5 protein-coding genes are annotated in these 6,204 nt (G+C 72.7%); 2 read left to right on the forward strand and 3 right to left on the reverse strand.

What is annotated here, in order from left to right; all coding sequences use genetic code 11:
• Window positions 1-62 precede the first annotated feature (62 nt).
• Together D7X32_RS27270 and D7X32_RS27275 are read left to right on the forward strand one after the other, a co-directional pair.
• Window positions 63-812 (forward strand): HEAT repeat domain-containing protein, encoded by a 750-nt coding sequence (locus D7X32_RS27270; protein WP_120605503.1) that lies wholly within the window; start codon window positions 63-65, stop codon window positions 810-812.
• Window positions 809-1,546: a HAMP domain-containing protein gene (locus tag D7X32_RS27275; protein ID WP_120605504.1), complete on the forward strand. Its 738-nt coding sequence runs from the start codon at window positions 809-811 to the stop codon at window positions 1,544-1,546. The genes D7X32_RS27270 and D7X32_RS27275 overlap by 4 nt, the downstream gene beginning before the upstream one ends.
• Before the next feature lie 141 nt (window positions 1,547-1,687).
• On the opposite strand, the gene D7X32_RS27280 is transcribed toward D7X32_RS27275, so the two are convergent.
• The 3 genes from D7X32_RS27280 to D7X32_RS27290 all read right to left on the reverse strand — a co-directional run.
• Window positions 1,688-4,618 carry a helicase C-terminal domain-containing protein gene (locus tag D7X32_RS27280; RefSeq protein ID WP_120605505.1) on the reverse strand — a complete coding sequence of 977 codons (2,931 nt, stop codon included), beginning with the start codon at window positions 4,616-4,618 and terminating at the stop codon, window positions 1,688-1,690.
• A 57-nt stretch (window positions 4,619-4,675) separates the two neighbouring features.
• Window positions 4,676-5,098 carry a cupredoxin domain-containing protein gene (locus D7X32_RS27285; protein ID WP_120605506.1) on the reverse strand — a complete coding sequence of 141 codons (423 nt, stop codon included), beginning with the start codon at window positions 5,096-5,098 and terminating at the stop codon, window positions 4,676-4,678.
• A gap of 85 nt (window positions 5,099-5,183) precedes the next feature.
• Window positions 5,184-6,204: hypothetical protein (locus tag D7X32_RS27290; protein WP_244239204.1), on the reverse strand; the 1,021-nt coding region annotated here is incomplete at its 5' end.

A 6,204-nucleotide genomic window follows, 5' to 3' on the forward strand; every position in this document is an offset into this window, starting at 1 on the left:
AGAGGCAACTGTCGTGGACAGGTAAATCGCGGCTACACTGTTGGCACTTCTTTGCCCATCCCATGCGGCTGCCGACAGCACTCCTGCTCTTCTTCTTCCTGCTGCCGTGCGCTGCGCTGGCGCAGGGGGACACGCGCATCACCTTCCTGGGCCGTCAGCTGGAGAAGGGAAGGGATCCGCGTGCACGCTCACAAGCCGCGCTCGTGTTGGGCGCCACCGAGGATCCCGAGGCCGTGACGCCGCTGTGCGGCGGCCTCAAGGACCCAAGCGAGCTGGTTCGCACGGCGGTGGCCAAGGGCCTGGGCGCCCTGCTGGAGCCGAAAGGGCTCGACTGCCTCCAGGCGGTGCAGGGGGAGGCGGACGCCACGGTGCAGGCAGCGGTGGCGGAGTCCATCAAGGCCATCAAGGCGTACCAGTCGCGGCGGCCGCGCTTCTACCTGTCGCTGGACGGGCTGAAGGACAAGACGGGCAGCGTCCCCGCGGAGCTGGTGAAGGTGACGGAGGCGCGGCTTCGCTCCAAGCTGGTGCGCCGGGGCGCGCAGATGGCCCCGGAGAAGGAATCGAAGGCCGCGGCGAAGGGCGCGCTCAAGAAGCTGGGCGTGCACGGCTACCGCATCACGGCGGAGATCCAGGCGACGGACAGTGGAGGCCTACGCCTGGCTCTGTTGTGCATGACGTACCCGGAGCAGTCCCTGATGGGACAGGTGGAAGTGAACGCCGCGGGAGCTCCGCCCGCGGACCTGTTGAAGGCCCTGATCCCCCGAGCCATCGAGGAAGCCGCCGCGACCTTCGACTGGAGCAGCGAGACATGACGACGACCACGGCCCCGGCCCCGACGACGAAGCGCCGCTGGCGCAACTTCCTGCTCGACGCGCCCTTCCAGCTGAAGCTCACGGCGTACATCGTCGGCGTGTCGCTGGTGCTGGCGGCGCTGCTGGGCATCTTCCTGGTGCGCGCGGCGAACTCGCTGATGCACGAGACGGCGACTGCGGTGGATGCCCGCTCGCGCGCGGCGGACGTGAGCCGCGAGTTGTCCGGCGCCACGCTCTCCAACGAGCTGCTGGCGCACATGAACGACCCGGCGTTCGAGAAGAAGTTCCAGGAGCAGGCGCAGGCCATCGACGCCAGCTACGAGGCGGAGCGCACGGCCATCGTCGCGCAGCGCGCGGAGCTGGAGCGCCACCAGCAGCTGACGTGGTGGGTGCTGGGCGGCTGCATGCTGAGCTTCATCGTCGTGGTGGCGCTGGCGACCATCGTGGTGACGCACCGGATGGCGGGTCCGCTCTTCCGCATCAAGCGCATGATGCGAGAGGTGGCCGAGGGGCGCCTGCGTCCGCCGCAGCACGGCCTGCGTGAAGGCGACGAACTGCAGGACGTCTTCGAGGCCGCGCGGGACATGACGCAGCGGCTGCGCACGCAGCAGGAAGAGGACGCGCGCGTGGTGGCGGAGGCCCTGGCGCAGGCGCGGACGAGCGGCGCCACGGGCCCCTGGGTGGACGAGCTGAGCGCCCTGGAAGCGCGCTACCGCGAGCGGCTGGCGCGGTAGGGCAGGGCGGGTTCGAGTTCCCGCGCCGGGGGCTTTGCACCCGCGCGGTGAAGCGGGCGCGCCAGGCCTTCGGGCAGGAAGTGGCCAGCAGGGACGTTTGGGAGCCTGGCGGAAGTGGCTCCCGCGTCACCCGTCAGCGTTTCACACCCGAGCGGTGTCCGCGGTGAGCCCCATCTGCAGCAGCTCCGAGTGCAGCAGCAGCCGCGCCTGTGCCCACGGCAGCGCGACGACGCGGTAGCCCGCGAGCGCCTGGAGCAGCAGGGGCCGGTAGTTCGCGTGTCCGGGGTCGGCGACCACGACGATGCCCCGGTCCGTGGTGGAGCGGATGAGCCGCCCGACGCCCTGGCGCAACAGCAGCAACGCGCGCGGCAGCCGGTACTGGAGGAAGCCCAGGTACTCGTTGCCCGCCTTCGCCAGCGGCTCCTCGCGCGCGGCCACCAGCGGCCGTGACGCCGGCTCCAGCGGCAGCTTGTCGATGAAGACACACCCCACGCCACGTCCGGGGATGTCCACGCCCTGCCAGAAACTCTTGGTGCCCAGCAGCACCGTGCCCGTGTCGCGCTCCTGCCGCGCCGCCAGCGAACGGCCGTGCCCGCGCGACTGGCGCAGCACTTCGATGCCGTGCGGCTCCAGCCGCGCCTGGACCTCGCGCGCCACGCGCTCCAGCCGCCGCGTGGAGGCGAAGAGGCCCAGCACCCGTCCGCCCATCACCTGCGCCAGGCCGGAGATGCGCCCGGAGGCCCAGTCGATGAACGGCTCCTCGTGCGCGCGCGGCGCGTCCGTGACGAGCACCACCAGCGCCTGCTGTCCCAGATGGAACGGCGAAGGCGCGCGCAGGATGGGCGGCCTCAGCCCCAGCCGCTTCAATACGAAGGGCACACCGTCGCCCGTGCCCAGCGTGGCGGACGCCATCACCAGCGCGCGCTTGTTCGCGGCGAAGTCCTTCGCCACGGACTCGGACACGTCCACCGGCTGCGCACCCACGCTCCAGCGCGACTTACGAGGCTCCGCCCGCGCCGCGTAGCAGCGCTTCGCGTCCGGGTCTCCGGCCAGCTCGCCCGCGAGCACCGACAGCTCGCCCAGCTCCGTGGTGGCCCCGGCCAGCTCCCGCTCCAGCGAGGGCTGCTTCACCGCCAGCTCCGGCAGCGCCGCCAGCACGCGCACCGCCAGCAGCGTGTGCACCCGCTGCAACGCCGTGCGCACCGCGACCAGTCCCTCGCGCACGGGCTCCCAGGCGGGCAGGGCGCGCACGGCGTCCGTCACCCGCAGCTCGGGCGCGTAGGCCGCGTCATCCGCGTCCTCGCCGGGCATGGCCGACGCGGGCTCGCACAGGGTCGTCACCTGTTCGCCCAGCGCGCGCGCTTCCTGGAGCAGCGTGCGCAGGGCGTCGTCCACCTCGGACATCAGCACGCGGGATTCATCCCGGCGCGTGGCCGCCAGCGCGCGGCGCAGCTCCGCGAAGAGGCCCCGGCGCCCGTCGCGACCGTGCAGCCGCTCCGTGAGGCGCAGGAAGGCCAGGTCCGACAGCTCCACCGTGAGCGCGGTGGTGGCCACGTCCTCCAGCTCGTGCGCCTCGTCCAGCACCAGGTGGTCCAGGCGCCCGTAGCGCGCGGGCCACGCGAACGCGAGCGACTGGTTGATGACCAGCACGTCCGCCTCGCGCGCCTGCGCCACCGCCGAGTGGTAGAAGCACTTGTGGTGATGCGGGCACCGCTCGCCCAGCGTCGTCGCCGCCTCGGAGCGCACCGCCGGCACCAGCCCGTGCATCCCCGGGAAGCGCTCGCGGAACCAGTGGCTCAGCCGGTCCAGGTCCCCATCCACGCTGCGGCGCATGTACGCGCGCACGTAGGCCCGGGGCGCCCGCGCCGCGTGGTTCATCCCCGGCTCCACGCGCGTGGCCTCCAGCGCGCGGCGGCGGCACAGGTAGTTCGTCTGCCCCTTGAGCAGCGCGTAGCCGAACGCGCCGCCCGTGGCCTGGTGCAGCCGGGGCAGGTCCTTCTCCAGCAACTGGTCCTGGAGCGTCTTCGTGTGCGGCGCCACGCCCACCTTCAGCCCGTTGCGAGCGGCGAACAGCGCCGCGGGCGTGAGGTACGCCAGCGACTTGCCCGTGCCCGTGCCGGCCTCCACCGCCACCTGCCCGCCGTCCGACAGCGTGCGCGCCACCGCCTGCGCCATCTCCAGCTGCGCGGGCCGGGACAGGAAGCCGCCGCCCCGCTCCAGCGCGCCGCCGGGCCCCAGCACCTGGGCCACCTCGTCCGGCCGCACCGGCAGCGGCGTCGCGTCCAGCTCCGGCTCGGGTGGAGGCCTGCCGCCATTCGCGCGCTTGCGCTCCGGCCGCGCGCGCAGGAAGCCGCCCGTGGCTTCCAGGCCCAGCGGCACCGGTGTGGCCCGGCACGCCTCCCACAGCCGGGACAGCAGTCCCAGGAGGGGCCGCGCCTCCGCGTCCGCCGCCAGGTCGCGAGCGTCCTCGTCCGTCAGGGTGTCCAGCAGCGGGGTGGGCCCGAAGGCCGCGCGGGCCCTGGGGTCCATGGTGGCCAGCAGGTCCGCCACGTCCTCCGCGCGCCCGTCACGCACGCAGCCATCCAGCGCGTGCACCAGCACCGCGTGCACCGCCACGCAGTCATGGAGCGCGCGGTGCGGCTGCTGCGAGCCCAGCTTCGCCCACCGCATCAGCGACTCCAGCGAGTGGCTGGGCAGCTCCGGGTGCAGGTAGTGCATCAGCTCGCACGAATCGAGCACCGGCACGCCGCCGAGCACGTCCGGCAGGAAGCCCTTCTCGAACGGGGCGTTGTGCGCCACCACCGTCCAGCCCTTCAGCCGCTCCCGCAGCTCCGCGCGCTCCGCGTCGAAGCGGGGCTGCCCGGAGAGCTGTGCGTCGGAGAGGCCGGTGAGCCGGCGGATGGTGAGGTTCAGCGGGCGCGACGCGGAGTAAAGCCGGGAGAAGCGGTCCACCTCCCGGCCGTGCTCGAAGAAGAGGCAGCCCACCTCGATGACCTCGTCCACGCGGGGGTCGAGCCCCGTCGTTTCGAGGTCCAGGAAGACGTGCCGGGTGAAGAGCTCCGAGCTGCCCATGCAGGGCGCCGAGCCTACCCGGCCGGGCGGACATCGCCAGTTAACGGGCGCCCGGCCTCAATCCACGACGAACGTGCCGGCGATCATCTTCCCCATCGCGCAGCCGTACTTCAGCGTCCCGGACTGGTTGGGCGTGAAGGTGATGTCCACCGGCGTGTTCAGGGGCAGCTTCGTGTCGATCTTGTACTCGTCCATCACGAGCTCGGTGGCGCACGTCAGGTCCGTCTTGCGCGTCACCACCAGCTTCACCGGCTCGCCCTTCTTCAGCGGCACCGGCGAGGGCTCGAAGCCCTTCTCCGTCACGGCCAGGTCCACCACGTGCACGCCGTTCTCCCGCCGCCCCACCTCCTGCGCGGTGGGTGCTCCCGGCTCCTTCGCGGAGGACTCCTTGGTGCACGCCTGCTGCGACGCCCCCGCGAGGACCGCCGCCGCGGTGAGCGCGAGCCAGGGCTTGATGATGCGGGAGAAGAAGGGGCGCATGGACGAAGGCTCCAGGGAGGAAGGAAACGGGCGGCCCGCCCGTGAAGGCAGGGCCGCCCGGAAGTAACGGCACCGCGAGCGGATTTCAGCTCGCGGCGTCGGGCTTCGGCTCGTCCGCGTCGTCGTCGTCCGCGTCATCGGCCGGGGCCGGGGGCGCCTCGAAGCGCAGGAGCGCGTGCAGCGGGATGAACAGCTCGTGCCCCGGCTCACCCAGCAGCACGTCGAAGCGGCCCACGCGCAACAGCGGCGCGGACACCGTGATGCCGTTGCGCAGCGTGAGCTTCACCGTCTGCCCGATGTGCGGCAGGAACGGCCGCGGGTCCGAATACGGGCGCTTGTCCGGCTGCCGGGCCACCTGCGCCGGCTTCTGCGTGAGCTTCGCGTCGCGCTCCAGCAGCGGCATCAGCCGCTCCCAGTCACCCCTGCGCGCGATGAGCACCACCTGGAGCTTCTCCAGCCGGCCCGTGCGCTCGAAGGTGAAGGCGATGGCCTCCTCCGACAGGAGCGTGTCCAGCAGCGACCGCTCCGCCAGGACGACCGACAGCTCGGTCTTCTGCTCGATGAAGGCGCCCAGGAAGTCCGCGACGAGCGCGTTGTCCACCTGGCCGCGCGCCTGCTTGATGGCGGCCTTGCGCTGGCTGCGCTCCTTGCGCGCCATGAACTCCTGCACCGTCAGGCCGCTCTGGAGGATGCCGAACGCGTCTCCCAGCGACAGGCCCGGCGTCTGGCCCATCAGCTCGTAGACCTGGTCGAAGCGCTTCGCCTCCTCGGCGTGCAGCTTGCGCCAGATGCGCGCCTTCATCTTCCCTTCCAGCTCACCCTTGGCGATGCGCGCCGGCACGTGCTCGCGCGTCGCCAGCGACAGGATCTGCTCCGGCGTGGGCGGCGGACGCGGCGTGCTGGGCCGCGGCCCGAAGCGGCCCGGAGGCCCGCCCGCGCGCGGAGGCCCACCCATCCCGGGACCCCGGGGAGGCGGACGCGACGCGGCACCTGGCGTGAATCCCGGCGCCGTCGGACCGGACGGCCGGGGCACGGCGGGGGCCGTCGTCACCGGGCCTGCCGCCGGGCCTGCCGTACCCGTCGCCGGGCCTGAAGCAGGCCGGGGC

This window comes from Corallococcus carmarthensis, assembly GCF_003611695.1.
GTDB classification, from domain to species: domain Bacteria; phylum Myxococcota; class Myxococcia; order Myxococcales; family Myxococcaceae; genus Corallococcus; species Corallococcus carmarthensis.

What these genes read in the sequence shown, in the direction of transcription:
- D7X32_RS27280 (WP_120605505.1), bottom strand. Translation starts at nt 4,618, where the DNA reads ATGGGCAGCTCGGAGCTCTTCACCCGGCACGTCTTCCTGGACCTCGAA.
- D7X32_RS27285 (WP_120605506.1), bottom strand. Translation starts at nt 5,098, where the DNA reads ATGCGCCCCTTCTTCTCCCGCATCATCAAGCCCTGGCTCGCGCTCACC.
- D7X32_RS27275 (WP_120605504.1), top strand. Translation starts at nt 809, where the DNA reads ATGACGACGACCACGGCCCCGGCCCCGACGACGAAGCGCCGCTGGCGC.
- D7X32_RS27270 (WP_120605503.1), top strand. Translation starts at nt 63, where the DNA reads ATGCGGCTGCCGACAGCACTCCTGCTCTTCTTCTTCCTGCTGCCGTGC.